The following is a 24,591-nucleotide window of genomic DNA, read 5'->3' as shown; positions in this document are numbered from 1 at the left end:
GGGGCAGCACCGGACGTCGGGCGGATGCCGGGGTGGAAGGCCGGTCTCGCCGCGGGCGCGGCCCTCCTGATCGGCGCCATCGTCGCGCTCGCGCTCCATCGCGCGGAGCCGCCGGCGCGCTGCGCGCCGGGGATGGTCGCGCTCGGCCCGCGGTGTTGCGGCGAAGGCCAGCGCCTCGATGACGCCGGCCGCTGCGCAGGCGCGCCGGGGCGATGCGGCGCCGGCCTCACGGTGACCGCCGCTGGCTGCGTCGCGCCGGGCGCGGCCGTCCGCATCGCCTCCGGGACGCTGCGCCTCGGGCCGAGCGACTGGGAGGCGCAGGGCATCGTCGAGCCGCGCGCGGTGTTCGTCCCGGCGTTCTCGCTCGACGCGTTCGAGATCACCGAGCAGCGCTACGCCGCTTGCGTCGACGCCGGCGCGTGCGCCCCGCTCCCGCTGCGCGGCGAGCCCGGGGTCCCCGTCACGGGCGTCACCCTGGCCGAGTCGGCTCGTTATTGCGCCTTCGCGGGTGGAGCGCTCCCTTCGCGGGATCAGCTCGCCTTTGCCGCGGCGGGCGACTCGGGCCGGCGGTACCCGTGGGGCGACACCGGCGCGGTCTGCCGGCGCGCCGCCTTTGGTCTGCGAGCGGGCCCGTGCGGCTGGGGCGCGACGGGCCCCGAGCTCGCCGGCTCGCGCCCCGACGGCGCCGCCGTGCACGCGGGCGGGCGGGTGTTCGATCTGGCCGGCAATGTTGCCGAGTGGGCGGCCCCTGATCCGCTCGAGGGCGAGTTCTCGGGAACTCACGGCGGATCATGGACGGATGGGGCCGCGGCGGCGCTCCGCACCTGGAATCGTCGCCTTGTCCCGGTATCCATCCGAGCGCCGGATCTCGGCTTCCGGTGTGTCTATCCACCGTAGCGCTCGCAGGCGCGCCCCGCTCGGCGGCGGGCGGGTGGGGGAGGGGACGGGGTAGGGGGACAAACGGGGTAGGGGGGCAAACGGGGTGGGGGACAAATGGCGTAGGGGGACAAATGGCGTAGGACGACAAAACCACCTCGTTTTCCGACCGCAAAACAATCCGGAAACGCGCTCCGGCGGCGCCGGATGGAGTTAGAGTCCCAAGTCCCAATGACTGTCGCGCTTCTCTCGATCGGGACCGAGCTCACCCGGGGCGAGATCATCAACACCAACGAGGCCTGGCTCGCTGCCGAGCTCACCGCAGCGGGCTTCACGGTCAGCGAATCCAGCACCGTCGACGATGACATCGATCGCATCGTCGCCGCGGTCCGCCAGCTCGCGAGCGCGCACCGGCTGGTGATCGCCACCGGCGGCCTTGGCCCCACGACCGACGACCTCACCGCGAAGGCCGCGGCCCGTGCGATGGGCACCGACCTCGTGCGTGACGAGAGCACGCTGCTCGCCATTCGCCGGCGCGTCGAGAGCCGAGGCAAGACGATGAACGCGGGCCACGAGAAGCAGGCCGAGGTCCCCGCCGGGTCGGAGATCCTCCCGAACTCCTCCGGCAGCGCGCCCGGCTTCGGCATCCACCTGGGCGAGTCCACCGTGTTCTTCCTCCCGGGTGTGCCGCGGGAGATGAAGAGCATGTTCGCCGAGCAGGTGCTGCCGCGCGTGCGGCCGGCCGCGCCGAACAATACCTTTCAGGTCCGCCTCCGCACCTACGGCCTCCCCGAGTCCACGCTGGGCGAGCTCCTGAAGGGCGTGGAGGAGGCCCACCCCGGCATCACGCTCGGCTACCGCGTACACTACCCGGAGGTCGACGTGAAGGTCCACGCCCGCGCCGCCACGCAGTCGATGGCGCACGAGCTGGCCTTGAAGGCGACGGCCGATGTCCGTGAGCGGCTCGGCACCGCCGTGTACGGGGAGGGGGGCGACGCCTTCCCGGAGATGGTCGGGCGTTCGGTGCGCGCCCGTGGCTGGAGGCTCGCCGTGTCGGAGTCGTGCACCGGCGGCCTGATCTCTCACCTGCTCACCAGTTATCCGGCGAGCGACTACCTGGTTGGCGCCGCGGTCACCTACGCGAACAGCGCCAAGACGCGGCTGCTCGGCGTCGCGGAGGACACCCTGCGCGGCCACGGCGCGGTGTCGGCCGAGGTCGCCGCCGAGATGGCCCAGGGCGTCCGCCGCCTCTGCGAGGTCGACGTCGCCATCTCCGTGACGGGCATCGCCGGCCCGACGGGCGGCACGGCGACCAAGCCGGTGGGCCTCTGCTACTGGGCTGTGTCGCACCCCGGCGGCCTCGTCGTGCGCGACCGGGTGTTCTCGGGGGATCGCGAGGAGGTCCAGCTTGGCGCCGCCTACGCCGTCCTGGACCTCCTCCGCCGCATCGCTGGCAATCTTCCCGAGCGCTGACGCAGGCCGAGCGCTGACGCAGGCCGAGCGCTGACGCAGGCCGCAGGCCGAGCGCTGACGCAGGCCGAGCGCTGACGCGGGCGCGGGCTGGCGAGCGTCAGTTCGGCGCTGCGCGCGTGAAGGTGAGCCCTCCGGCCCCGCGGTCGATCCGCACCGTGTCTCCCTGCTTGAACTCGCCGCCGAGGATCCGCTTCGCGAGCTCGTCCTCGATGCTCCGCTGGATGGCGCGCTTCAGCGGCCTCGCGCCGTACTGCGGATCCCACCCCTGCTCGATGAGGTAGCCCTTCGCCTCGGACGAGATGGTGAAGAGCAGCCCGCGTCGATCCAGGCGCTTTCGCAGCAGGTCGAGCTGGATATCGACGATCTGCTCCATCTGCTCGCGCGCCAGCCGCCGGAACACGATGAGATCGTCGAGGCGATTCAAGAACTCCGGGCGGAAGTGCTTCCGCACCTCCTCGATGACGGCCCTCCTCACGAGCTCGGCCTTCTCGTCCGCCGGCAGGTTCGCTCGCTCCTCGATCGCCGCGGCCGCCGGCGTCCCGAGGTTCGATGTCAGGATGATGATCGTGTTCTTGAAATCGACCGTGTGCCCCTGGCCGTCCGTCAGGCGGCCGTCGTCCAGCACCTGGAGGAGCGTGTTCCAGATGTCCGGGTGGGCCTTCTCGATCTCGTCGAACAGCACCACGCTGTAGGGCCGCCGGCGCACCGGCTCCGTGAGCTGGCCTCCCTCCTCGTAGCCGACGTACCCGGGCGGCGCGCCGATCAGGCGGGCCACCGCGTGGCGCTCCCCGTACTCGCTCATATCGAGCCGCACCATGGCCCGCTCGTCGTCGAAGAGGATCTCGGCGAGCGCGCGCGCGAGCTCGGTCTTGCCGACGCCGGTCGGCCCGAGGAACAGGAACGATCCGATCGGCCGGCGCTCGTCGCCGAGCCCGGCCCTCGAGCGCCGGATGGCGTTCGACACCGCGCGGAGCGCGTCCTCCTGCCCAACGACGCGCCGGCGCAGCTCTTCCTCGAGGCGCAGCAGCTTCTGCATCTCGCTCTCGAGCATCTTGGAGACGGGGATCCCGGTCCATTTCGAGACGACCGCGGCGATGTCCTCGTCGGTGACCTCCTCCTTCAGGTAGCTCTGCTTCGACTGCACCTGGGAGAGGGTGGCGCGGATCGACTCGAGCTTCTTCTCGATCTCCGGGATCTTGCCGTAATGGATCTCCGCGGCGCGCCCGAGGTCTCCGGCGCGCTTCAGCCGCTCCTCCTCGAGCCGGAGCTCCTCGATCTGCGGCTTGAGCCGGCGCAGCTCGGAGATGAGCTCCTTCTCGCGCATCCACTGCGCCCGCATCGCGTCGCGCTGCCCCTGGAGGTCGGCGATCTCGCGCCGCACCTCGTCGAGGCGGACCTTGCTCGCCTTGTCGCTCTCGCGCTTGAGCGCCTGTTCTTCCATCTGCAGCTTGAGCAGATCGCGCTCGACCTGATCGATCGGCGTGGGCAGGCTGTCGATCTCCATACGGATCTTCGACGCCGCCTCGTCGACCAGATCGATCGCCTTGTCGGGCAAGAAGCGCTCGGTGATGTACCGGTTCGACAGGACGGCGGCCCCGACGAGCGCCGCGTCCTGGATGCGGATCCCGTGGTGGACCTCGTACTTCTCCTTGAGGCCTCGCAGGATGGCGATCGTGTCCTCGACGCTGGGCTGCGTGACGAGCACCTGCTGGAACCGCCGCTCCAGCGCCGCGTCCTTCTCGATCCGCTTGCGGTACTCGTCGAGGGTGGTCGCGCCGATGCACCGGAGCTCGCCGCGCGCGAGCGCCGGCTTCAGCATGTTGGCCGCGTCCATGGCGCCCTCGGCCGCGCCGGCGCCCACCAGTGTGTGGAGCTCGTCGATGAACAGGATGATGCGGCCGTTCGAGCCCTCGATCTCCTTGAGCACGGCCTTCAGCCGGTCCTCGAACTCCCCTCGGAACTTCGAGCCTGCGACCATGGCCGCGAGATCGAGCGCCGCGATGGTCTTGTCCTTGAGCGACTCCGGCACGTCGCCCGCGACGATGCGCTGCGCGATGCCCTCGACGATCGCCGTCTTGCCGACGCCGGGCTCGCCGATGAGCACCGGATTGTTCTTGGTGCGCCGCGAGAGCACCTGGATGACGCGCCGGATCTCCTCGTCTCGGCCGATCACCGGATCGATCTTGCCCTGTCGAGCGAGCTTCGTGAGATCCCGTGTGTACTTCTCGAGCGCCTGGAACTTCCCCTCGGGGTCCCGGTCCGTCACGCGCTGATTGCCGCGCACGGCCGCGAGCGACGAGAGGAGCTTGTCGTACGAGAGCCCCGCTCGTTCGAAGATCGATTGGATCTCCTTGTCGGCCTTGATGCCGGCGAGCAGGACGTGCTCTGTCGAGATGTACTCGTCCTTGAGCGCCTTCGCCTCGTCTTCGGCCTTCTGCAGGACCGTGAGCGCGCGCCTCGACAGGTTCGGCTCGGCGCCGCCGCTGACGCGAGGGTAGGTGTCGATCTTCGCGTCGAGGAGGCGCAGCACGCCTGCCGGATCGGCGCCTGCCTTCTGCACCAGGGGCGCGCCGACGCCGCCGTCCTGGCTGACGATCGCCCGCACAAGGTGCTCGGGATAGAGCTCGGGGTTTCCCCGACGGCTGCCGAAATCGACAGCGTCTCGTATGGCCTCTTGGGCCTTCGTCGTCATTCGCTCGATTTTCATGGCCCCTCGAAGCTAAGGCGGGTGCCCCGCCTAGCAAGGGGACATCCAAGCAAGCGGCTTGCCAAAAATGCGGAAGGGCGCTGAAGCGCGCTGAAGGGCGTTTGAAGGGACGCCGAAGAGGCGCTGAAGGGATACCGAGCGAACAGGGCAGGTGAGCGATGCAGCGGCAGCGCCCTGTCAACCCCCGACCGTGCGCAACGAGCGGGGGGCTCGACGCACCGCACGCCCGGGCGCGGAGCCGGGGCGCCGCGCCCCCGGGCGCAGGAGCCGCGCCGGGCGCGCAGGAGCCGCGCCCCGGCGACGCAGGCTCAGATATCGAGGTTCTTCACGTTGAGCGCGTTCTGCTCGATGAAGTTGCGCCGCGGCTCGACCTGATCCCCCATCAGGATCGTGAAGAGCTCGTCCGTCTTCACCGCATCGTCGATGCGGACCTGGAGGAGAGTCCGAGCGTCCGGGTTCATCGTCGTCTCCCAGAGCTCGTCGGCGTTCATCTCGCCGAGGCCCTTGTAACGGCTGATCGCGATGCCCTTCTTGCCGCGCTCCTCGATGTACTCGACGAGCGACTCTCCGTTCTCGATGGTCTCCTCGCCGCTCGACGTGCGCGCCCGGTACGGGGGCGCGCCGATGGACCGGAGGTCCTGCTCGATCGACCAGGCTTCCTGGTACTCCGGCGAGTTCACCAGATCCCAGTCGATGACGCTCTTTCGCGCGCTCGCGCCCGGGCGCGGCACGACCTCGATCCGGCTCGTCCCGTGCTCCGTGTCCCTGGGCGTCGACAGCGTGAGCGGGAACAGGTCCGGATAGCGCTGCTTCAGGTAGGCGCGGAGCTCGTCGGCGGCCGCGGCGACCTTCTTGGTCTCGCGCAGGTCGTCGCGCCCGAGCCCGCTGGACCGCAGCAGCGCCGCCACGATCCGCGCGTCACAGCGCTTGTCGATGTTGGAGAGCACGGCGCGGAACCGCTTCAGGCGCTGCGCCAGCCGGTAGAGCGGCTGGCCCGCGATGCCCGTCTGGGCGCCGCTGGCGACGATCTCGAGCCCGTCCACGGCGTTGCCCACGAGGAACTCGTCGAGGGCGCCCTGGTCCTTCAGGTACAGGTCCCGCTTGCCCTTGCGCACGCGGTAGAGCGGGGGCTGCGCGATGAACAGGTACCCCTTCTCCATGATCTCCGGCATCTGCCGGAAGAAGAAGGTCAGCAGCAGCGTGCGGATGTGGGAGCCGTCGACGTCGGCGTCCGTCATCAGGATGATCTTCTGGTAGCGGAGCTTGTCGATCTCGAAGCCGCCGGCGTCGTTGATCCCGCAGCCGAGGGCGGTGATCAGCGTGCCGACCTCGGCGGAGCTCAGCATGCGGTCGAGCCGCGCGCGCTCGACGTTCAGGATCTTCCCCTTCAGCGGGAGGATCGCCTGGAAGTGCCGGTCGCGCCCCATCTTGGCGCTGCCGCCGGCGCTCTCGCCCTCGACGATGTAGATCTCGCTCTTCTCCGGGTCCTTGGACTGGCAATCGGCGAGCTTGCCCGAGAGCGAGGTCACGTCGAGCGAGCCCTTGCGGATCACCTCGCGCGCCTTGCGGGCCGCCTCGCGCGCCTTCGCCGCGACGACCGCCTTCTCGATGATCTTCTTCGCGCTCTGGGGGTTTTCTTCGAAGTACTGCCCGAGCTTGTCGCTGACGGCGGCCTCGACGATGCCCTTCACCTCGCTCGACACGAGCTTGGATTTCGTCTGCGAGTCGAACGACGGGTCCGGGTGCTTGATGCTGAGCACGCACGTCAGGCCCTCGCGCGCGTCCTCGCCCTGCAGGCCCTGCTTCAGCTCCTTGAAGAGGTTGTGCGCGCTCCCGTAGTTGTTGATCGTCTTCGTGAGCGCGGCGCGGAGCCCGGTGAGGTGGGTGCCGCCATCCTTGTTGTGGACGTTGTTCGTGTAACAGAAGATGGCTTCCGTGTAGGAGCCATTCCACTGCAGCGCGACCTCCACGCCGACCGGCGGAGTCGCGGAGCTGCCGCGGCCGTTCGCGCCGTCGCCCGTGGCGCCGGCCTCGTGCTGCGACACGAAGCTGATCACGTCGTCGTGAATCGGCTCCTTGGTCTTGTTGAGCAGCGACACGAACTCGGAGATGCCCCCCTTGTACTCGTAGATCTCCGCTCTCCCGTCGGGGCGCTGGTCGTGGAGGTGGATGATGAGCCCGGCGTTCAGGAACGCGAGCTCGCGCAGGCGGCTCGCGAGGATGTCGAAGCTGAACTCGACCGTGCTGAAGACGAGCGGATCGGGCTTGAAGGTGAGCTTCGTCCCCGTCTTGTCCGTCACGCCGATCCCCTTGAGCGGCGCCTTCGGCACGCCCCGGGCGTACTCCTGAAACCAGAGCTTTCCTTCGCGCTTGATCTCGAGCTTCAGCCACTCGGAGACGGCGTTCACGGCGCTCACGCCGACGCCGTGCAAGCCCGCAGAGACCTTGTAGCTGGAGTTGTCGAACTTGCCGCCGGCGTGGAGGACGGTCATGACGACCTCTGCCGCGCTCACGCCCTTGGCGTGCATCCCGACCGGGATCCCGCGGCCGTTGTCCTCGATCGACACCGAGCCGTCGAAGTGGACGGTGACCCTGATCTCCGTGCAGGCGCCGGCGAGATGCTCGTCGACCGCGTTGTCGATGGCCTCCCAGACCAGGTGGTGGAGCCCCGATCCGTCGTGCACATCGCCGATGTACATGCCGGGTCGCTTTCGCACCGCTTCAAGGCCTTCGAGCGCCGTGATGCTGTGGGCGTCATACGACGCCTTGGTGAGGTCGGTCGGCTGGCTCAGGGTGGGTTCCGTCATCTCGGTCCTGGTGGCGCGCCCGCCGCCTCTCACCGGGGGCGCAGAGCGGCGGAGGCCGCTCGGATTGCCGGAGTTCTTGCAGTGGAGGGGCCGGCTCGATGGCAGCTCGTCTGGTGACGACCCGGGCGCCGCGGCAGCGGCGCCGGATCGATTCCGGGGCCACGAGCGTTCATGTGCGGACCGCCCGTCGATGCCCCGTAAAGACTGCGGAAATGTAGCCGAAATCAGGGGCTCGGGCAAGCGTTTCGCCGGGTCCGGAAGGCTCGTAACACCGTATTTTCGGTGCCCGTCGCGGGCGCGTCCGGAGCATCCCAACTCGCGCGCTCCGGGGCCGGGATCAACGCGTTTGACGGCGGTCGCGGCGCGGTCGGCGGACGTTCGTCCATCGCGCGGCGCGCGCCGCGCGCGTCCGGCGCCCCCGCGACGAGCGTCAGCCGACCGCGCCGCCTTCGACGTGGAAATCGCGCCGCTCCGAGGAAGGTACGCCCGGCGTGACGATGAGATCGCGCCGCGTGGTCGTCAGGAATACCTGTCCGCGCGCCATTCCGAGGAACATGAACAGCGCAGCCGTCCGGTCGGGATCGAGCTCGCTCGACACGTCGTCGAGCAGGAGGATCGGTTCTACGCCCCGGACGGAAGCAATGGCAGCGGTCTCTGCTGCTTTGAGCGCGAGCGTGAGGGCCCTGTGCTGGCCCTGGGAGGCGACAACGCGGGCGGGGTGGCCGTCGAGCTCGAGCAGCAGGTCGTCTCGGTGGGGGCCGTAGCCCGCGCTCGGCCGGTGCGCGTCGCGGCGGCGCTGCTCGCGCAGCGCCTCGCGCGCCTGCTCGGCGTCGCCGCTGCCGCCCGGCGCGTACCGCGCGGCCAGCGTCAGGTCGGGCGCGGCGATGCGGGCGAAGGCGTGCGTGAGCTCCGGCGCCAGCGCCTGGACGGCGGCCTCGCGGGCGCGGGTCAGCGCCGCGCCGTGGAGGGCGCAGAGCGCCTCGAACGCGTCGAGCTCGGCGCTCGCCTGGGCCTGCGCGCCCCCGCCCCGGTGGAGCAGCTCGTGGCGCGCGCGGAGCGCCTGCGCGTAGCGGGCGCGGTGGTCGGCGCTCTGCGGGTCCATGAAGAGCGCCAGGCGATCGAGCAACGTGCGCCGCGCGCTCGCGGGCCCGGTGGACAGCGCGAGCTCCTCCGCGTGGAAGGCGACGACCGGCGATCGCGTCGCGAAGCTCGCCAGGCTCGGGGGCCGGTTGCCGTCGATGCGCACGACGCACCGCTTGTGCTCCACGGCGGCCGTCTGCTCGCGCGCGAGCGGCTGCAGCGCGTCCCGGCGCTCCACGAAGCGCGCCCGCGCGCTCGCGATGGGGGCGCCGTGGCGGACCAGCTCGGCCAGCCGGTGGGTGCGGAAGCTCCTCGAGGTCGCGGCGAAGTAGATCGCCTCGAGCAGGCTCGTCTTGCCCTGCCCGTTGTTGCCGGCGATCACGTTGATGCGCGGCGCGGGCTCGACATCGACGCGGCCGAGGTTCCGGAACTCGCGGATGTGGAGCCGCTCGAGCAGGAGGCTCGGGGAGCGCCCCTCGGGCTCGTCGGAGGGCGCGCTCAAATCCGCATCGGCATGATGACGGCGACGTAGCTCTGCTGGTTCGACTCGCTGCCGGGCCGGATCACGGCGGGGTCGAGCTCGCCGGAGATGCCGAGGATGACCTCCTCGTCGTCGATCGAGGCGAGCACGTCGAGGAAGTACTTCGCGTTGAAGCCGATGGTGACCTCGGGTCCGCTGTAGTCGACGGCCACCTCGTCGAAGCCGGCGCCGGTGTCGGGGCTCTCGCTGGTGATCCGGAGCGTCCCCGGCGCGATCGACAGCTTGACGCCGCCGGTGCGGTCGTTGGCGGCGAGCGCGATGGCGCGGAGGGCCTCGGCGAACGCGACGCGGGGGGCGCGGACCGAGCGCTCGGTGACCGACGGGATGACCTGCTGGTAGGGCGGGAACTGCGCGTCGACGAGCTTCACCGAGAACTGCATCCCGGCGATGTTGAAGAAGGCGTTCGGCCCGCTCTGGGTGATGGCGACCATCGGGGTCTCCTTCTCGGCGCGCGCCTCCTCGGCGAGGCGGCGGAGCTCCGTGATCGCCTTGAGCGGGATGAGCATGGTGGCCGTCGCGGAGCTGCCCGACACGGTCGCCTCCATCTTGGAGAGGCGATGGCCGTCGGTGGTCACCATCCTGACGCGATCGCCGGCCCACTCGAACAGGGCGCTGTTCACGTGCGCGCGGGTCTCGTCGGTGGAGATCGAGAAGTGGGTCCGGGTGATCAGGAGCGCGAGCTGCTCGACGGGGAGCTCCAGCGAGGGCGCGTCCACCGCCGGGGCGGGCAGCTGCGGGAACTCCGAGCCGGGGAGCCCGGGGAGCGTGTAGCGCCGGGGCGATCCCACGGCCTTGAGCGACGTGTGCGCGCCCTCGGTGGTGGTGATCTGGATCGGGCCATCGGGCATGGCCTTCACGCGCTCCAGCAGGTCCCTGGCCGGCACGGCGACGGTGCCGCCGGTCTTGATGTCCGCGTGGGTCTGGCCGGTGACGCCGAGGTACAGGTCGGTCGCGGCGACGCGGACCGCGTTGCCCTCGGCGGCGAGCAGGACGTTGGCGAGCGCGGGCATCGCGCTCTTTTTGTCCGCCACGCCTTGGCAGCGCGCGACGAGGCGAAGCAGATCTTTCTTGGGGATCACAAGGTCCATAGCCGACTCCGGAGCCGCTCCCTTTAGCAGGGTTATCGCCCGGGGGTGCGCTGGAAATGAGCGCTCGCGTGACCTTGCGCAACGCCTCTTCTTTCCATGAAATAGATAGATAAAGACATCGTCTTCGTCGTAGGCGCTGTGGAGGGCGGGGATAACTCAGAATGCGCAACGAATCCAACGAGTTAGAAGCGAACGCCCTGGGGTAAATGGACCGTCCTCAGGGGTAGGTGGACAGGGGAGAGCTGGCGGATGGCCGATCTCCCCCGTTTTGCCCCCAGGGTTGCCGGCGGGGTTATCCCCAAGGATCCCCCAGGGGGCGTGCGGGGTGATGTGGAACCGAGCGTTGCTGCGTGCTCTACCCCGATGCGCTGTGCAGTTTCGAGCAGCACCTGGATGGAGTATTTCAAATTGTACGGACTTGAGTTCGGTGCGGTGCATCCACTGCGGTAGCCACCACGATCTCGCGGTGGTCGTGTGTCCGGCGACCGGGCTGGTCGTCGCTCCGGCCGATCCGCCGCCCTCCCGCGCGGGCGCTCGCGCTGGCGTGGCTCCGTCGCAGCCGATCCACCGGCCATCGGCGAATCCTTCGTCGAGGGTGGCGCCGCCGTTGCTGAGGTGGCCGGCGGGCGTGGCGCCGAGCTCACCGGTGCGCGGGGCGCTGGCGCCAGGTGCGGAGCAGCGGGCTTTCGCGTCACGCGCTCCGTCGTCTGCCGTGGCGGGCTCGCGGACGCCGGCATGGCCCGGGGGCCGCGGCGTGAGCCGGACCTCTTCCGGGCGTTCGCTGCTCGGCCACGTGATAGGCGACAAGTACGCGGTCACCGCCATCATCGGGGAGGGTGGCATGGGCGCGGTGTACGAGGCGGAGCACCTCCAGATCGGGCGGCTGGTCGCTGTCAAGGTGATGCATCCGCGGGAAACCCAGAAGCGCGAGGCCATCTCGAGGCTGGAGCACGAGGCGCGGGTCGCCGGGCGGATCGGTCATCCCAACATCTGTGAAGTGTACGATATGGGGTGGCTCCCTGACGGCAGTCCCTACCTCGTGATGGAACGTCTCCACGGGGAGACGCTGGCGCAGCGGATCGAGCGCTGTGGTGTCGTTCCGCCGAACGAGCTCGTCGACATCATGCTCCAAGTGCTCTCGGCGCTGGTGACGGCACATGATCGCGGGATCGTCCACCGGGATCTGAAGCCGGAGAACATCTTCCTCTCGGAGCGCGCCGGCATGTTGCCGGTGGCCAAGCTGCTCGATTTCGGCATCTCCCAGGCCTCAGGCATGGCTGGGGTGATGACGGATCTGACCCGCACCGGCATGGTGATGGGCACGCCGTATTACATGGCGCCCGAGCAGGCACGGGGGGACGTGGAGCTTGACCGCCGGCTCGATCTGTGGGCTGCGGGCGTCATCCTGTACGAGGCGCTGACGGGCCAGCGCCCGTTCGTGGCCCGCAACTACAATGCGTTGCTCGTCCAGATCCTCACGCTGTGGCACCGGCCGGTGACTGAGCTCGATCCGACGATTCCGCCCGGTCTCTCGCGCCTCGTGGATCGCGCTCTGGCGAAGGCGCGGGATGAACGATTCCAGAGCGCGCGGGAGTTCCTGGAAGGGCTGCGGCGGTTCAAGAACCAGGTGCCGGTGTCACAGAAGCGCCGGCTGGAGCGCGTCGCCGTTCAGAAGGTCGTCGACGACCACTCCTGCGGCGGCGCTGTGCACAGACCGAGCGAGCCGGTCGCGGAGACGAATGACGGGCAGTCTCGAGACGATGAGTCGGAAGACCGACCGACGATTCCGTCGTTGAGCCCGCTCGAAGCGGAAGGGGAGCTCTCCGACGATTCCGAGGCGACCGTCGTTGATCCGCCAGCGTTCCCGGAGGACATCACCACCGTCGTTCAGGGCGAAGGTCGCGCTCGAGGCGGCGACAAGAGCTGACGGGAACGCGAGCGCAGGAGCGAGGTGAGCGCGGTGAGGACGATCGAGCGCGTGGTGGCCCGTGGCGTCGTGAAGACCTACGGAGCGACGGCGGCGTTGCGTGGGGTGAACGCGACGATCGAGGCAGCGCGATTGACGCTCATCGAGGGGGCGAACGGGTCGGGCAAGTCGACGCTGCTCGGGATCCTCGGGACCGTGATCCGTCCCACGTCGGGCGCGGTGGACTACGAGCCGCTCGGCGACGACGTCGGGACGGCGCGCGGGACCATCGGCTGGCTGTCCCACGAGTCGCTGGCGTACCCGGACCTCTCCGGTCGGCAGAACGTCGAGCTGGCGGCCGGCTTCCACGGGCTGGACGCGCACGAGGCGTGGCGTCATGCGGAGGAGCGCTTCGAGCTCGGGAGCTTTGCGCTAAGGCCGCTCCGCACGTGTTCGCGCGGCCAGCGACAACGAATCGCGCTCGCGAGAGCCCTGGTGCACCAGCCTTCGCTGGTGCTGCTGGATGAGCCGACCACGGGCCTCGACCGCGCAGGGGTGGCGCGGCTGCTCGCGGTCGTGGATGCGGAGGTGGCGCGGGGCGCCGCGGTGGTCGTGGTGTCCCACGAGCCGGAGGTCTTCCGGGAGCGGGCGGCCGCCCGTCTCGTGCTGGAGCGGGGTCGCGTCGTCACCGGCGCGTCCTGACGAGGCGGACCGGTCCTTCGGAAATCCCGCGAACCCGCCGAGTGGGGCCTCGGACCGGAGCTCAGAACCGGGTACTCGGGTCCGGTAGCTCGGCTTGATTTCTCACGACCTCGGGGCTGCTCACCCCCTTGCACGTGACGATGTCTCGCTACGACAGCGCGAGACGCGCCAGGGCGACCTGCGCCGCGGCGAGCGATGCCGGCGCTGTTGGAGCGGCGCGTGGCATCACGACGGCGCCGGACGCAATGCCGAGCGCGGCGAGCTCCTCCGCGTTCGTGCCGGTGGATGCATCGGGCACTGTCGGCGGGTTCAGCACGATCACGGCTGGCGGAAGACCAGGGGCGAGCGCACGGAGGGCGAGCATGCAGCAAGCGACCTCGTGAAGGATGCCCAGCCGATCGAGGCCGACCAAGACGACGGCATCGGGCGAGAGTGCGCGCACGAGGTCTGCGTTCGTCAGTTCCGGTCCGAGCGGTGAGAGGAGCGCGCCGGCGCTCTCCACGATCGCGAGGGGAGCGGAGTGCCTGTCGACCCACGTGGTGGCGACGTCCAGCGAGATGGTGCGTCCGCAACGGCGCGCTGCCAGATGAGGGGAGATCGGTTCAGCGAAGCGGTAGGGTGCTGGCTCGGGCTGGACCGAGCTGACGAGCGCCAGCTGTTCAGCGTCGGTCGTCGAGGTGCCGTCGATGCCCGATTCGATGGGCTTCAATCCGCAGACCTTGTCGCCGCGCGCCGCCAGCGCTGCGACCAGCGCGACCGACACGTGCGTCTTGCCCACCCCGGTCCCGGTTCCGACCACGGCGACCCGGATCCGTCCTGTTTCACGTGAAACAGGATGTCCCCTCATCGCATCGCCTCCCGGAACCCTGCGAGCGCACGCTCCACGTCCGACTCGGAGAGCGACGCGTTCGCCACGATGCGGAGCCGCGACGTGCCCGCCGGCACCGTCGGCGGCCGGATCGCTTGGACAAGGACGCCCTCGCTCGCCAGGCGCCGAGACATCTCCACCGCGGCCCCCGGCGACTTCAGAAGCCAGGGGAGGATCGGCCCCGAGGAATCAGCAAGCAGCTCGGCTCCCAGCGCCAGCAGACCGGAGCGAAGCCGGCGGGTGATCATCGCCAGGCGCGCCCGAGCCGGGTCGTCCGCGGCGGCGCGGTGGACCCGCTCCACCGCAGCGAGCGCCACCACGGGGCTGATGCCGGTCGAGTAAACGAAGCTCCTGGCGCGGTTCCACAGGTAGGTTCGCAACGTCGAGGAGCCCGCGACGAAGGCGCCGTGGAGCCCGAGCGACTTGCCGAGCGTGCCGATGAGCACGTCGGGGCGCACCCCGGCCTCGGCGCAGAGGCCAGCTCCGCGCGGTCCGAAGACACCGAGGGCGTGCGCCTCGTCCACGATCAACGCGGCGTCGTGACGATCGCAGAGCTCACGGAGGCGGCGGAGGTCGGGGGTGTCGCCATCCATGCTGAAGAGCGATTCGGTCACCACCCACCGGCGGCGCGCGCCCCTGGCCCGCTCGAGGGCGCTCTCCACCGCTTCCAGGTCGACATGGCCCACCACCTCGACCGTCGCCCCCGAGAGACGACATCCGTCGATAAGCGACGCGTGGTTCAGCGCGTCCGACACGACGACATCCCCCGGCCTGGCCAGCGCAGCGACGGTGCCGACGTTCGCCGCATACCCCGAGGAGAACAGCAGCGTCGCTTCCACGCTCAGCCATGCGGCGATCTCCCTCTCAGCCAACAGGTGGGCCTCGTGGGTCCCGCTCACCAGCCGGGACGCCCCCGCACCGCTCGCGGTCCCGACCTCGGAAGGCAAGGCGAGCCCGGCGTAGCCGAGGTAGTCGTTGGAGCACAGGACCAGCAGCCGGTCGGAAGCCGGGGCAGCAGGGGGTGTGCGCAGCAAGCCGGCGCGCTCCATCTCGGAGAGCTCGTCCTGAAGATGGCGAAGGGCGTTCACGCCTCCAGGCGTGGGGTCGAGGGCCTGGAAAGCTTCATCCATGGGTGCAGGCATGCCATCTCCAGTCAGCGGCAGGGCCGCTCAGCGGGACCCCGCCAGGTACGGGCACTCCAGCTCAGCGCGTGCTGTCGTTCGCTCCGCTGGACGAGGGCGACTCGGGACCGGCGCCGAGGACCGCGTCGACCCGCTGCAGAATACGGCCAAATGCGTCCCGCGCGCGCCCCGCGATGACCGACGCCCGGGTCCGCTCCTGCTCGAGATCGTGCGCGAGCGCGATGGCGGCGAGCAACATGGCCTGGGGGGTCACGGCGCGGCCGGCGGGCACAACGGTAGCGAGCTTTTGATCGACGACCGCGGCGAGCCGCTGGAGCTCTTCGTCGCTCGCGGACGTCACCACGCGGTAGGTCTGACCTCCTACCCGTAGCTGCACTGTGCGTCGCGCCATTGCCCCCGGACGCTACCATGAACGCTAGCAGGCGCGCAGGGCGGGCTGCGCGGTGCGAACGGAGGGACTCACCGGCGACGGACGCGACGCACCGAAGACGAACTCCGGAGAGCCTCACGCAGGGCGGGGCTCCGTGCAGCAGAATTCAGGCGCGCTCCCCGCCAGCGCCCTGTAGCATCGCTCCATCATGGCCACCGCGGGCCGCCCAGCTGCCTTGGTTGCCACGCTCCTCGGAGTCGTTCTCCTCCACGGCGCAGCCCGTGCCGAGCCCCAGGCGAGCGCCGGCGTCACCGTTGGCCTTGTCGGCGTCGGCCTCGACCGGCAGCTGTGGGACTCCACGGTCTTCCACCTCGGGCTGCGCGGGGACGTCCTGTTCGGCCGCGCTGCCAACGACGACTTCGGCGTCGGTCCCTACGCCGAGGTGCTCACCCACGCGTTCGACGAAATCCAGACCGGCGCGGGCGTCTCCGTGCTCGCGCCCATCCACGACTCGTTCCCCCTGGTCCTCTCCACCGGCGCCTACGGCCGGTGGAGCGATGACGCTCGCGGCGTGGAGCCAGGGATCGCCGCCGCCATCTTCTGGGGCGGACGCAGCTACAACTTCCACTCGCGCTACGGGATGAGCACCGGGCTGCTCGCCCAGGGGCGGTTCGGGCTCGGCGGCTCGAAGGAGACCGCGGTCGTCCTCGCGGCGCAGCTCGATCTCGCGCTGCTCGCCCTTCCGTTCGTCTACCTCTTCGAGGCTGCGAAAGGGCCGTCGCCCGAAGCAGCCCCGGTGCCCCGCGCCGGACCGGCGCGGTGACAGGGGCTCGGGCCGGGGCCTGCGGGGAGCGCTCTACAGGCCGAAGCTTGCGATGTGATCGGCGCAGGGCTGACCGAGGTCACGACAGTCCTGAGGGCCCCGGGCGCCAGGGCAGGCGCCCTCGAGCTCCTTGGCGTCCTCGCACTCCTCGTTCGCGGAGCTGTAGCAGCAGTCCGGCGGAGACGTGTCGACGCACCGGCTGCAGGCGAAGCAGACCCTGATGGGGTAGGTCCACTCCGTTGTCTCGACCTCCTGGCCGCCCAGCGTCCTGCCGCGCAGCACCACCGTCGCCCACACCTGGATATCGAGCCGTTGCTGCGCGGCCTGCCTGCGCAAGGTTTCCATCGTGGCGCCGTCGAGCAGGAGGACCTCGGTGCAGTTGTAGCCGGGGTCGCCGGACGAGCCCGGGTCGACCGTGCCGGTGATCGGAACGACGTAGCCCGGCGTCACGTCATTGCCCTCGATGTCAGCGACACGGACCTCGGCCTCGTAGAGCTGGACGCGGGACGTCTCCGTCCGGAGGACGTCGGGGTCGCCGCGCTCCACGATCTGGTTGCCCACCAGGAGCATCGCGCTGTGGCTGCCCACATAGGCCGAGTCCACCGCGTCCTCGGTCCAGAACGGTTCACTGGGACCGCAGCTCACGGTGCAGTCCCCCGTCTCTGCCATCCGCATGCGGATGAACAGGCTGCTCTCGTTGTCGGCGCATGCAGACCCGAGCAGGCCACCCGACGTCGCGAGCAGCGCGAGCGCGCACAACCTCCTCGCGAGGCTGGGCGTTGCGTTCACGGACCCTTCTCCTTCATCAGTCATGTCCAACGCCTCCACCGCGGAAATGAACATCAGCAGCGAACAACGAGCGCCGCTGATGCAAGTCGACCTGCCGGATCGTACTGCGCGAGCCGACCCACGGCCGGGGCGAAAAGAGTAGCGGGTCAGGCCGCCGACCGGCAAATTCGCGATGGCCGTCGCCGTCCGAAGAGCGACATCACCGCGCCTCGCGGGAACCACGCGTGAGCTCCAGATACGCTACGATGCCGCCGGCCAGATGAGCAAACCCGAGGAGAGCGGCGCCGTCGGCGAGTGGAGTCGCCTCGCGATCACCGAGCGCGCCGAAGGCGTCCGCATCTCGGTCCAGGTGCGCCCGAAGTCGTCGCGCTCGGCCATCGTCGGGGTGCGCGAGGGCGCGCTCGACGTGTCGTTGACCGCGCCGCCCGTGGAGGGCGCCGCCAACGCGGAGCTCGTCAAGCTGCTCTCGCGCGCGCTCGACGTGCGCCAGAGCGATGTCCAGATCGCCCTCGGCGCGAGCGGCAGGAGCAAGGTCGTCGCCGTCCGCGGGCTCAAGGAAGCCGAGGCGCGAAAGCGGCTCGCCGGGGCGAAGCGATGAAGGAAAACGTCGTCCGGTTCGAGAAGTGGGAAGGTCTTGGCAACGACTTCATCCTGGTCGAGGCGGTCCCGATGACCGCCGAGGCGGCGCGGCGCCTCTGCGACAGGCGGTTCGGCATCGGCGCCGACGGCGTGCTCGTGATCGAGCGCGAGCAGCCGCGCATGCAGGTCTGGAACGCCGACGGGAGCCGCCCCGAGATGTGCGGCAACGGGATCCGCTGCGTCGCGGCCTACCTCGTCTCCCGCGGGACCCCCCAGAAGGCGCTCACCATCGCGACCGACGCCGGCGACAAGCGGTGCGAGGTCACACGGGCGGGCGATCGCTTCGACGTGCTCGTCGGCATGGGCCGGGCCCGCATGGGCGAGACGCTCGTCGTCACAGCGCTCGGCGCGGAGCACCGGTTCGCCTGCGTGGACGTCGGCAACCCGCACGCGGTGACGTTCGATCCCTACACGGAGGATGCGATCGATGAGCTCGGGCCGATCGTCGCGACAACGCCGGTCGAGGGCATCAACGTCGAGTTCTGCCGCGTTCGACCGGCCGACCACGGCGAGGCCGCGCGCATCGACGTGACCGTCTGGGAGCGCGGGGTGGGCCGCACGCTGGCGTGCGGCACGGGCGCCTGCGCCGTGGCGGCCGCGGCGTGCGCGCAGGGCCGCGCGCCGTACGGGGCGCCTCTCCGCGTGGCGCTGCCGGGCGGCTCGCTGCGCATCACCGTCGCCCCCGGATCCCTGGAGCTGCTCATGCAAGGCCCGGCGCGCCGGGCGTTCTCGGGCGAGGTGGTGATCGCGTGACCGCCTCACTCGAGGGGGTCTGGAGTCCTGGCCGGGCGCCGGCCCACGAGTTCTCGCTCAAGGTGCTCGCCGTCATCGCCGACGAGGCGACCCGCACGCTGTTCTCGCGGGTCATCACGTCCGATGAGCTGATGCTCGCCGGCGATCTCGCCGAGGGGATCGTCCTCGCCGAGACCGCCGCGCCCGACGTCGCCTTCATCGATGTCGGGCTCGGGGAGGGGGCCGGCCTCGCCATGGTCCACCACCTGAAGGCCCTCGCGTCCGAGGCCACCGTCTTCGCGCTGGCGACGAGGGCGGAGCTCGAGGCGGGCGCCCATGCGGTCGCGCTCGGCGGCGCCGGGCTCTTCCTGCTGCCGCTCGGCGGGGACGAGGTGCTGAACGCCGTCGGCTCGGTGCGCCTGCGCTTCGCCGAGCGGGCTCTCCGGATGCAGCTCGAGCAGGAAGCCGCGCGCAGCGCGCGCGCTGCCGGGTGGATCGCCCGCGTGGCCGAGCTCGCCGATGCGCGCGACCGCAACGCGGCGGCTCAGCAGCTCGCCGAGGTGTTCGTCGAGGCGACGGGCGCGGCGGCAGCCGCCGTCTACCTGGCCGCCGGAGAGCGCTCCAGCGAGCTGGTCCGCTCCGCGGCGATGGGGCCGCTCGACCGGGCGCCCGCCTACGGGACCGAGACCGACATCCTCGATTTCGCCCGGCGCGAGCAGCTCATCGTCGTCCCGCTGGCGCTCCGCAAGCTCGCCGCAGGGCATCTCCTTCTCCAGAAGGAGCCCGGCCGCAGCTCCGCGTTCCCGTCGGTGAGGCGCCCGGACAGCGCGGCCTCGACCCCGCGGCGCGCCCCGCTCCTCGACGGCCTCGTCAAGCTGCTCGCCACGCAGGCGACGACGGCGCTGGCCCTCCTCGGCGAACGCGAACGCTCGGCGGGCGGCGCCGCGATGAAGGATCCGGCGTCGAGCGCCTACTCGTTCGCCTACTACGTCGACGTCGCCGGCCGGGAGATCGACAAGGCCAGGCGGTACGGCCGCCGGTTCACGATCGCGACCATCGTGATCGAGCCGGATGCAGCGGCCGCACCGGAGCGCCCAGGCGACCTCGCTTTCTGGAGGACCACGCCGGCGCCCCCTGCGAACACGCACAACCCGGGTCAGGTCGTCGAGCACCTGCTCCGCGCCGTGCGCGACACCGACATCCTGGCCCGCGTCGACGAGAACGAGTTCCACCTGCTCATGCCCGAGACGGCCGCGCTCGAGGCCCACGCCTGCCATCGACGGATGCTCTCCCACGTCGCCGAGAGCGAGAAGCGGGCCGGGTACCTGCCGAAGGGGCTGCTCGTCGGGGTCGCCACCTTCCCCCATGACGGCCAGAGCCTCGCTCAGCTGCTCCGCATCGCCCGGCGGCGCGCCGACGCCACCAAGTCCTCGATCGTCCACCGCGTCCCTCAGGACCGGCGGAGCATCGGCGAGATCGTCAGCCTCCTCGTCCGGGAGCCCCCCGCGCCTGGCGGAGCTCCCGCGATCTCGGCGCCCCGCGCGCTCGATCTGTCGGTGTCCGATACGATCCTGCTCGCGACGTCGGTCGTCAGGAACGCGCTCCGCGGAGGCGCCGTGTTCCTGCTGGTCGCTCACCACGACGGGCTGAGCCTGGGAGCGCAGGTCAAGGCGCAGCTGGCCTCGCCGCGCGACGACGTGGTTGTGCACACCGTCGACCTCCGCTCCTCGCCAGGGTGCGACGACATCGAGGCGCTCTGTGTCCTCGCGGAGCACGGCGCGTATGCCCTGGTAGGGCGCAATCAGGGGGGATTCGTGAAGGGTATCCACGCCGCCGATCCGCTGCTCGCGGACTTCCTCGCCGAGCGGCTCGGCCGCGCGGCCGGGCTGCGGGTCTTCGGCTGACTCGGAGGGCGCCGATCCAGTGTCTCGCAGGGTGCTGTTGGTTGATTCGGACGTGGACGCGCTCGGCGCGCTCGCGTCGGCGCTCAGGGCGCGTGGTCTCACCGTGACCAACGCGAACGGCGCGTTCGAAGCCGTGGAGCAGGCGTTCAAGCGCCGGCCCGACGTCGTGCTCGCCGCCAGGGCGCTCGACGAGGACAACGCGCTCGCGGACGCGTTCGCCGCCGTCCCCGACCTCGCCGATACGCCGATCCTCTTCCTCGTCGACGGCGCCGAGGGCGATCCGGGCTTCGACGAGGTCCTGCGGGGCGACGTCGATCACATCGTCTCGCGGATCACCGAGGCGTCGCCGCGCGGCTCCAAGCCGACGGTGCCGCAGGAGATCCGCGGAGACCTCCAGCAGGTCCCGCTCGTCGACCTGCTCCAGCTGCTCGCGATGAACCGCCGGAGCGGCACCCTCGGCATCACGACGCCGACCGGGGCAGGGGAGCTGCGGCTCCTGGCAGGGGAGGTGATCGATGCCGTCTACCGCCGCCTCGAAGGGGAGAAGGCGCTTTACCGGCTGCTCGGCGAGCGGGACGGACACTTCGCGTTCTCACCCGGCGAACCGGCGAGCGTGCGCCGCATCATGGCGCCGACCTCGCGTCTCCTGATGGAAGCGCTCCGCCAGGTCGACGAGGTCCAGCGCCGGCGCTCCGAGCTGGCGCCGGCCGGTGAGGCCTTCCTGGTGACCGAGCCCGCCAGCGACGATCTCGACCTGTCCCCGCTCCCGGACCACGAGACGTTCAGCGTCGACGCGACCTTCGGCGACAGCGCCGCATCGGACCGAGCGAGCGCCGCGCCCCTGGCGAGCGCCATGGCCTCGCTGCCCGACTTCACCGCCTCGCCGATGCCGGCCAGCGACGTGAAGGGCAACCGCGGCGGGTCGATGCCGCCGCCGCCCACGCTCCGCGCCGCGGAGCCGGCCGCGTTCAGGCTCGAGGCGCTGCGCACCCCGACGACGTCACCGCCGGCGCCCCTCGGAGAGCCGGCGGAGCGCGCGGCCGTGGCCGAGAAGCTGGCGGCGCTGCTCCAGATGCCGCACAACCTCGACGAGCTGCTCGACGAGATCAGCGGGCCGGATCTCCTGATCCTCGAGGTCCTGATGGAGCTCACGGCCTCCGGGAAGATCCGCCGCATCTCGCTCGCCGATCTCACGACGCCGTTCGCGCCGTCGGAGCACCTGCCGGTCCTCCGATCCCTGGTGACCCGCCTGGCCCGGCCCGGCTTCGCCCCGCCGCCCCACCTCGTCATCGCCGCGAGCACGCGCCGCATGGCGACGCTCTCTCATGCGGTGCGCCGCATCGGAGACGCCATCGTCCCCGCCGAGCCTCCGCCGCAGGCGGCGATCCCGAGGCCGCTCGGCGTCATCCGGCTGGGCGACGGCGTCGAGCTCGCGCTGGTCGGCCTCCCCATCGAGGAGAGCTTCGCGCCAGCCTGGCCGCTCGCCCTGCACGGCGCGGCCGCGGTCGTCCGGCTCGGTGACGGCGGTGAGGACGCGCTGGCGGCGCACTGCGAGGCCCTGGAGCTCCTGCTGCTCGACGCAGAGGCCATGATGGGGCCGCTCGATCTCGCCTCGCCAGGACAGATCACACTGCTCGTCCGCGCCGCGCTCGAGGCCGCCGCGGGCGTGTGACCGGCCGACGAAAACGTAGCTTCAGAACGGATCTTCCGGGTTTCTCGCCTCGGAAACCGGCGTTTGACTCGGTGGCTCGCGGCGTTGCGAGGGCAGGTTTCTGCTATCGTCGCACACGCCTCGCTTCAGCAGTTCGGCGAGGAGAGGAGCGCGATCGTGCTTATCGGAGTCCCCAAGGAGATCAAGACACGTGAGTACCGCGTCGGCATGACGCCCGCGGGAGTCCGGGCCCTGGTCGGGCACGGGCACAAGGTCCTCGTGGAGTCCGGCGCCGGCGAAGGCAGCGGGATCTCCGACGAAGCCTACGGACGCGCGGGCGCCCTCATCGCGAGATCGGCAGCGGAAGCGTGGAGCGCCGACATGGTCGTGAAGGTGAAGGAGCCGCTCCCCGCCGAGTACGGCCACTTTCGCCAGGGTCTCGTCCTCTATACCTACCTGCACCTGGCCGCCGAGCCGGATCTCACCCGGGAGCTCGCCAGGCGAGGCGTGACCGGCGTCGCGTACGAGACCATCCAGCACGAGGACGGCTCGCTGCCGCTGCTGCGGCCCATGAGCGAGGTGGCCGGCAGGATGGCCGTTCAGGTCGGCGCCTCGTGCCTGGAGAAAGAGCGGGGCGGCAAGGGCGTGCTCCTCGGCGGCGTGCCGGGGACGCGGCGCGGCCGCGTGGCGATCCTCGGCGGCGGCGTGGTCGGCCGGAACGCTGCGACCATCGCGGTCGGGATGGGGGCGCAGGTCACCGTGCTCGACGTCCGTGCCGAGACGATGAGCTACCTCGAAGACGTGTTCGGGGGCGCGATCGAGACGCTCTACTCCAACGCGGAGAACATCGAGATGATGTGCGAGCGCGCCGATCTCGTGGTCGGCGCGGTGCTCGTGCCCGGCGCCAAGGCGCCCCAGCTCGTGACCGAGGAGCACATCCGCCGCATGGAGAGAGGGACGGTCGTCGTCGACGTCGCCGTGGATCAGGGCGGGTGCATCGCGACGTGCCGCCCGACGACCCACGACAACCCGACCTACGAGGTGCACGGGGTCGTCCACTACTGCGTCACCAACATGCCGGGCGCGGTCTCGCACACGAGCACCTGGGCGCTCACGAACACGACGATCGGCTACGCGGTGGCGATCGCCAACCAGGGCATCGTCGCCGCGGCCAAGGCCGACAGGTCCGTCGCCCTCGGCATCAATACCCACGGCGGCCACGTGACGTACGGCCCCGTCGCGGCGGCCCACCGGCTGGAGTACGTGCCGGTCGAACGCGCGCTCGGCTGACCGGGAGCGCGACCTCGTGACAGCCAAAAAGAAGAAGAAAATCGCGATCATCGGCGGTGACGGCATCGGCCCGTCCGTCATCGCCGAGGCGAAGCTCCTGCTCGAGCTCTATCAGGAGCGAGCAGGGCTGCCGATCGACCTCTGGGAGCTCGATCTCGGCGCCGACCGGTACCTGCGCGACGGGACGACCTTCCCGAACCAGATCCAGATCGCCATCCAGCGCGAGTGCTCGGCGGTGCTGCTCGGCGCCCTGGGTGATCCCCGCGTACCCAACCTGGAGCACGCGCGCGACATCCTCTTCGGCATGCGCTTCGGCTACGACCTCTACGCCAATGTGAGGCCCGTCCGCGCGCTGTCGGACCGGCTGGTGCCGCTCAAAGGCCGCACGGCGAAGGACATCGACTTCGTGGTGTTCCGCGAGAACACCGAGGGGATCTACGTCGGGATGGGCGGGCAGTTCAAACGCGGCACCCCCGACGAGGTCGCGATCAATGAGGACGTAAATACGAGGAAGGGCGTCGAGCGGATCATCCGCGCGGCGTTCGACTACGCGCGCGTGAACGGTCGGACGCGGGTCACGATGGCGGACAAGTCGAACGCGATGCGGCACGCGCACGAGCTCTGGCTGCGCGTCTTCCACGAGGTGCGCGCCCAGTATCCGGAGATCCAGTCGAACCACGTCTACGTGGACGCCCTCTGCCTGTACGTCATCCAGGATCCCGCGCAATTCCAGGTGATCGTGACGAACAACCTGTTCGGCGACATCGTGACCGATCTCGGCGCGGCGCTGCAGGGGGGGCTCGGCATGGCGGCGAGCGCGAACGTGCACGCGTCCGATCCGGCGCGGGTCGCGCTGTTCGAGCCGGTGCACGGGTCGGCGCCGCCGCTCGCCGGCAAGGACATCGCGAACCCGTTCGCGGCGATGCTCACCGCGGGGCTGCTGCTCGCTCACCTCGGGTGGCCCGAGGAAGAGCGCCGCATCGAGCGCTGGGTCTCCCAGGCGCTCGACGAGGGGAGGTGCACGGTCGATGTGGGCGGCACGCTCGGCACGCGCGCCGCCGGCGCATGGGTCCGGGAGCAGATCGCCGCCGAGCTGGGGCCGCCGTGAGGTGACCCGGGGGCGCCGGCGCGCGGCCGGGGGCCACGGGCGCGGGGGCGCGATCGCCGAGAAGTTCGGGTGTCCGATCCTCCTGTGATACGGGA

At 70.6% G+C, this 24,591-nt stretch carries 19 protein-coding genes; 11 read left to right on the top strand and 8 right to left on the bottom strand.

All coding sequences use genetic code 11. From position 1 onward, the window contains the following. Positions 1-24 precede the first annotated feature (24 nt). Together WME95_RS44505 and WME95_RS44500 are read left to right on the top strand one after the other, a co-directional pair. A complete protein-coding gene (locus WME95_RS44505) occupies positions 25-897 on the top strand; it encodes a formylglycine-generating enzyme family protein (RefSeq protein ID WP_437905255.1) in 873 nt (290 codons plus the stop codon). Between the two features lie 210 nt (positions 898-1,107). Next, positions 1,108-2,349 (top strand): CinA family nicotinamide mononucleotide deamidase-related protein, encoded by a 1,242-nt coding sequence (locus WME95_RS44500; protein WP_437905254.1) that lies wholly within the window; start codon positions 1,108-1,110, stop codon positions 2,347-2,349. Positions 2,350-2,446: 97 nt separating this feature from the next. Here the strand turns inward: WME95_RS44500 and clpB are convergent, their stop codons facing one another. The 4 genes from clpB to dnaN form a co-directional block, all read right to left on the bottom strand. Beyond that, complete coding sequence (gene clpB, locus WME95_RS44495) at positions 2,447-5,056, bottom strand: ATP-dependent chaperone ClpB (protein WP_437905253.1); 2,610 nt, start codon at positions 5,054-5,056, stop codon at positions 2,447-2,449. A gap of 308 nt (positions 5,057-5,364) precedes the next feature. Beyond that, a complete protein-coding gene (gyrB, locus tag WME95_RS44490) occupies positions 5,365-7,863 on the bottom strand; it encodes a DNA topoisomerase (ATP-hydrolyzing) subunit B (RefSeq protein WP_437905252.1) in 2,499 nt (832 codons plus the stop codon). Positions 7,864-8,293: 430 nt separating this feature from the next. Then, positions 8,294-9,445, bottom strand: a complete 1,152-nt coding sequence (gene recF, locus WME95_RS44485; protein ID WP_437546873.1) for a DNA replication/repair protein RecF — start codon at positions 9,443-9,445, stop codon at positions 8,294-8,296. Continuing rightward, entirely contained in the window at positions 9,442-10,572 is a 1,131-nt protein-coding gene (dnaN, locus tag WME95_RS44480; RefSeq protein WP_012240773.1) for a DNA polymerase III subunit beta, read from the bottom strand. The genes recF and dnaN overlap by 4 nt, the downstream gene beginning before the upstream one ends. Positions 10,573-10,942: 370 nt before the next feature. Here dnaN and WME95_RS44475 point away from each other — a divergent pair, with 370 nt between their 5' ends. Both WME95_RS44475 and WME95_RS44470 read left to right on the top strand, forming a co-directional pair. Then, the gene (locus WME95_RS44475; RefSeq protein ID WP_437905251.1) at positions 10,943-12,499 is read left to right on the top strand and encodes a protein kinase domain-containing protein; all 1,557 of its coding nucleotides are present in this window, start codon (positions 10,943-10,945) and stop codon (positions 12,497-12,499) included. A 33-nt stretch (positions 12,500-12,532) separates the two neighbouring features. Further along, complete coding sequence (locus WME95_RS44470) at positions 12,533-13,180, top strand: ATP-binding cassette domain-containing protein (RefSeq protein ID WP_437905250.1); 648 nt, start codon at positions 12,533-12,535, stop codon at positions 13,178-13,180. Between the two features lie 148 nt (positions 13,181-13,328). On the opposite strand, the gene bioD is transcribed toward WME95_RS44470, so the two are convergent. The 3 genes from bioD to zapA form a co-directional block, all read right to left on the bottom strand. Beyond that, entirely contained in the window at positions 13,329-14,027 is a 699-nt protein-coding gene (gene bioD / locus WME95_RS44465) for a dethiobiotin synthase (RefSeq protein ID WP_437905249.1), read from the bottom strand. Beyond that, entirely contained in the window at positions 14,024-15,178 is a 1,155-nt protein-coding gene (locus WME95_RS44460) for an aminotransferase class I/II-fold pyridoxal phosphate-dependent enzyme (RefSeq protein WP_437905248.1), read from the bottom strand. Before WME95_RS44460 ends, bioD begins: the two co-directional genes overlap by 4 nt. 73 nt (positions 15,179-15,251) lie before the next feature. Continuing rightward, positions 15,252-15,581: a cell division protein ZapA gene (zapA, locus tag WME95_RS44455; protein WP_012240768.1), complete on the bottom strand. Its 330-nt coding sequence runs from the start codon at positions 15,579-15,581 to the stop codon at positions 15,252-15,254. A 187-nt stretch (positions 15,582-15,768) separates the two neighbouring features. Here zapA and WME95_RS44450 point away from each other — a divergent pair, with 187 nt between their 5' ends. Then, a complete protein-coding gene (locus WME95_RS44450) occupies positions 15,769-16,383 on the top strand; it encodes a hypothetical protein (protein WP_437905247.1) in 615 nt (204 codons plus the stop codon). Positions 16,384-16,416: 33 nt separating this feature from the next. On the opposite strand, the gene WME95_RS44445 is transcribed toward WME95_RS44450, so the two are convergent. Next, positions 16,417-17,172 (bottom strand): hypothetical protein, encoded by a 756-nt coding sequence (locus WME95_RS44445; RefSeq protein ID WP_437905246.1) that lies wholly within the window; start codon positions 17,170-17,172, stop codon positions 16,417-16,419. A gap of 259 nt (positions 17,173-17,431) precedes the next feature. On the opposite strand from WME95_RS44445, the gene WME95_RS44440 reads away from it, so the two are divergent. The 6 genes from WME95_RS44440 (at position 17,432) to WME95_RS44415 (ending at position 24,496) form a co-directional block, all read left to right on the top strand. Next, positions 17,432-17,770 (top strand): DUF167 domain-containing protein, encoded by a 339-nt coding sequence (locus WME95_RS44440; RefSeq protein ID WP_437546856.1) that lies wholly within the window; start codon positions 17,432-17,434, stop codon positions 17,768-17,770. Further along, a complete protein-coding gene (gene dapF / locus WME95_RS44435) occupies positions 17,767-18,564 on the top strand; it encodes a diaminopimelate epimerase (RefSeq protein WP_437905245.1) in 798 nt (265 codons plus the stop codon). Before WME95_RS44440 ends, dapF begins: the two co-directional genes overlap by 4 nt. Next, positions 18,561-20,447 carry a diguanylate cyclase domain-containing protein gene (locus tag WME95_RS44430; protein WP_437905244.1) on the top strand — a complete coding sequence of 629 codons (1,887 nt, stop codon included), beginning with the start codon at positions 18,561-18,563 and terminating at the stop codon, positions 20,445-20,447. Before dapF ends, WME95_RS44430 begins: the two co-directional genes overlap by 4 nt. Before the next feature lie 37 nt (positions 20,448-20,484). Next, a complete protein-coding gene (locus WME95_RS44425) occupies positions 20,485-22,119 on the top strand; it encodes a DUF4388 domain-containing protein (RefSeq protein WP_437905243.1) in 1,635 nt (544 codons plus the stop codon). Positions 22,120-22,275: 156 nt separating this feature from the next. Continuing rightward, positions 22,276-23,388: an alanine dehydrogenase gene (ald, locus tag WME95_RS44420; protein ID WP_437905242.1), complete on the top strand. Its 1,113-nt coding sequence runs from the start codon at positions 22,276-22,278 to the stop codon at positions 23,386-23,388. 16 nt (positions 23,389-23,404) lie between these two features. Further along, on the top strand, positions 23,405-24,496 hold the full coding sequence (locus WME95_RS44415; RefSeq protein WP_437905241.1) for an isocitrate/isopropylmalate dehydrogenase family protein: 1,092 nt from the start codon (positions 23,405-23,407) through the stop codon (positions 24,494-24,496). Positions 24,497-24,591 lie beyond the last annotated feature (95 nt).

It is taken from the genome of Sorangium sp. So ce327 (genome assembly GCF_051530205.1).
Lineage (GTDB): Bacteria > Myxococcota_A > Polyangia > Polyangiales > Polyangiaceae > Sorangium > Sorangium cellulosum_B.
Note: the sequence above shows the minus strand (reverse complement) of the source record. Positions and strands in the feature narration are given on the sequence as shown.

Bases quoted from the DNA above. Each gene is read 5' to 3' on its own strand.
- WME95_RS44505 (WP_437905255.1), top strand. From the start codon at position 25: ATGCCGGGGTGGAAGGCCGGTCTCGCCGCGGGCGCGGCCCTCCTGATC.
- WME95_RS44500 (WP_437905254.1), top strand. From the start codon at position 1,108: ATGACTGTCGCGCTTCTCTCGATCGGGACCGAGCTCACCCGGGGCGAG.
- clpB (WP_437905253.1), bottom strand. From the start codon at position 5,056: ATGAAAATCGAGCGAATGACGACGAAGGCCCAAGAGGCCATACGAGAC.
- gyrB (WP_437905252.1), bottom strand. From the start codon at position 7,863: ATGACGGAACCCACCCTGAGCCAGCCGACCGACCTCACCAAGGCGTCG.
- dnaN (WP_012240773.1), bottom strand. From the start codon at position 10,572: ATGGACCTTGTGATCCCCAAGAAAGATCTGCTTCGCCTCGTCGCGCGC.
- bioD (WP_437905249.1), bottom strand. From the start codon at position 14,027: ATGAGGGGACATCCTGTTTCACGTGAAACAGGACGGATCCGGGTCGCC.
- WME95_RS44460 (WP_437905248.1), bottom strand. From the start codon at position 15,178: ATGGATGAAGCTTTCCAGGCCCTCGACCCCACGCCTGGAGGCGTGAAC.
- zapA (WP_012240768.1), bottom strand. From the start codon at position 15,581: ATGGCGCGACGCACAGTGCAGCTACGGGTAGGAGGTCAGACCTACCGC.
- WME95_RS44450 (WP_437905247.1), top strand. From the start codon at position 15,769: ATGGCCACCGCGGGCCGCCCAGCTGCCTTGGTTGCCACGCTCCTCGGA.
- WME95_RS44440 (WP_437546856.1), top strand. From the start codon at position 17,432: ATGAGCAAACCCGAGGAGAGCGGCGCCGTCGGCGAGTGGAGTCGCCTC.
- dapF (WP_437905245.1), top strand. From the start codon at position 17,767: ATGAAGGAAAACGTCGTCCGGTTCGAGAAGTGGGAAGGTCTTGGCAAC.